The organism is Polaribacter sp. IC073 (genome assembly GCF_007997075.1).
GTDB lineage: Bacteria > Bacteroidota > Bacteroidia > Flavobacteriales > Flavobacteriaceae > Polaribacter.
Genome location: NZ_VORS01000020.1, coordinates 1 through 2,500, shown reverse-complemented (window position 1 = coordinate 2,500; position 2,500 = coordinate 1). Strand labels below are relative to the sequence as shown.

The window sequence follows — 2,500 nt, the reverse complement described above, 5'->3', positions numbered from 1 at the left end:
CCCAATATTGCCGTAACAACATTGGTTTGGGCTAATCCGCGTTCGCTCGCCACTACTAACGGAATCACTATTGTTTTCTCTTCCTCCGGTTACTTAGATGTTTCAGTTCACCGGGTTTACCCCTATTGCTAGGTGACATGTCTTCAACATGCCGGGTTGCCCCATTCGGATATCTACGGATCAAAAGGTATGTGCCCCTCCCCGTGGCTTTTCGCAGCTTATCACGTCCTTCGTCGTCTCTGAGAGCCTAGGCATCCGCCATACGCCCTTACTTAACTTATTGTACTTTTTGCTACAGTATGTTTCCATACTATAATGAACTCTTTTATATTTTTATAAAAAAATTTTCGATTAGAATATAAATATTCTAATCGTTCTCTATCTATTTGATTCTTACGATATCATTTTACCAATATGTCAATGAACTTTAATTCAGTATCCAGTATTCAGTAACAGTGAACAGTTAAAAACTGAGCCCTGATGACTGTGACTGCCAACTGTAATTTGTGGAGAATATCGGAGTCGAACCGATGACCTCTTGCGTGCAAGGCAAGCGCTCTAGCCAACTGAGCTAATCCCCCTTTTTAGTAGTCAGTACCAGTTAACAGTTATCAGTTAATTGATGACTTGTACGTCAACTTGGGCATCCCAACTTCTAGAATTTCCTTAATATTAAGTTTTTGTAGTCCCGGGCAGACTCGAACTGCCGACCTCTACATTATCAGTGTAGCGCTCTAACCAGCTGAGCTACGAGACTATAATAGCTTAATACTTTGTTTTTTTAAAATTAACAGCAAAGAGTAAAAATGAACCTTTTGTAACTCACCATCTTTCTCTAGAAAGGAGGTGTTCCAGCCGCACCTTCCGGTACGGCTACCTTGTTACGACTTAGCCCTAGTTACCAGTTTTACCCTAGGCGGCTCCTTGCGGTGACCGACTTCAGGCACTCCCAGCTTCCATGGCTTGACGGGCGGTGTGTACAAGGCCCGGGAACGTATTCACCGGATCATGGCTGATATCCGATTACTAGCGATTCCAGCTTCACGGAGTCGAGTTGCAGACTCCGATCCGAACTGTGATATGGTTTATAGATTCGCTCTCTGTTGCCAGATGGCTGCTCATTGTCCATACCATTGTAGCACGTGTGTGGCCCAGGACGTAAGGGCCGTGATGATTTGACGTCATCCCCACCTTCCTCTCAGCTTGCGCTGGCAGTCTCGTTAGAGTCCCCATCATAACATGCTGGCAACTAACGACAGGGGTTGCGCTCGTTATAGGACTTAACCTGACACCTCACGGCACGAGCTGACGACAACCATGCAGCACCTTGTAATCTGTCCGAAGAAAACTCTATCTCTAAAGCTGTCAGACTACATTTAAGCCCTGGTAAGGTTCCTCGCGTATCATCGAATTAAACCACATGCTCCACCGCTTGTGCGGGCCCCCGTCAATTCCTTTGAGTTTCAGTCTTGCGACCGTACTCCCCAGGTGGGATACTTATCACTTTCGCTTAGTCACTGAGATAAATCCCAACAACTAGTATCCATCGTTTACGGCGTGGACTACCAGGGTATCTAATCCTGTTCGCTCCCCACGCTTTCGTCCCTCAGCGTCAGTACATACGTAGTAGACTGCCTTCGCAATCGGTATTCTGTGTAATATCTATGCATTTCACCGCTACACTACACATTCTATCTACTTCCATATGACTCAAGTCAACCAGTATCAAAGGCAGTTCCATAGTTAAGCTATGGGATTTCACCTCTGACTTAATTGACCGCCTGCGGACCCTTTAAACCCAATGATTCCGGATAACGCTTGGACCCTCCGTATTACCGCGGCTGCTGGCACGGAGTTAGCCGGTCCTTATTCTTACAGTACCGTCAAGGTGGTATACATACCACTGTTTCTTCCTGTATAAAAGTAGTTTACAACCCATAGGGCATTCTTCCTACACGCGGCATGGCTGGATCAGAGTCTCCTCCATTGTCCAATATTCCTCACTGCTGCCTCCCGTAGGAGTCTGGTCCGTGTCTCAGTACCAGTGTGGGGGATCTCCCTCTCAGGACCCCTACCTATCGCTGTCTTGGTAAGCCGTTACCTTACCAACTAACTAATAGGACGCATAGCCATCTTTTACCGATAAATCTTTAATTAAAAGTTGATGCCAACTCTCAATACCATGGGGCATTAATCTTCATTTCTAAAGGCTATTCCCCTGTAAAAGGTAGGTTCTATACGCGTTACGCACCCGTGCGCCGGTCGTCATCTGTAGCAAGCTACAATGTTACCCCTCGACTTGCATGTGTTAAGCCTGCCGCTAGCGTTCATCCTGAGCCAGGATCAAACTCTTCATTGTATATTTTAAATATTTTAATGAATAAGTTTCAAAAGAATTTACATTATTTAACTAATGTGGTTATTCTACTCTTTGTTTACGCTGTCAATTTCAATATTTTCAATGAACTTTTAGAATCTCAATCTCTTGTATTTAAACAAG

2 tRNA genes and 2 rRNA genes (1 of these 4 cut by a window edge) are annotated in these 2,500 nt (G+C 44.9%); all 4 read right to left on the bottom strand.

What is annotated here, in order from left to right:
- Positions 1-283 (bottom strand): 23S ribosomal RNA (locus ES045_RS16100); it reaches 2,601 nt to the left of the window's first position.
- A 224-nt stretch (positions 284-507) separates the two neighbouring features.
- Positions 508-581 (bottom strand) — tRNA-Ala (locus ES045_RS16095).
- 102 nt (positions 582-683) lie between these two features.
- Positions 684-757 (bottom strand) — tRNA-Ile (locus ES045_RS16090).
- Positions 758-839: 82 nt separating this feature from the next.
- A 16S ribosomal RNA gene (locus tag ES045_RS16085) occupies positions 840-2,359 on the bottom strand.
- Together the 16S and 23S rRNA genes with 2 tRNA genes alongside form the textbook arrangement of a ribosomal RNA operon.
- Positions 2,360-2,500: the final 141 nt, after the last annotated feature.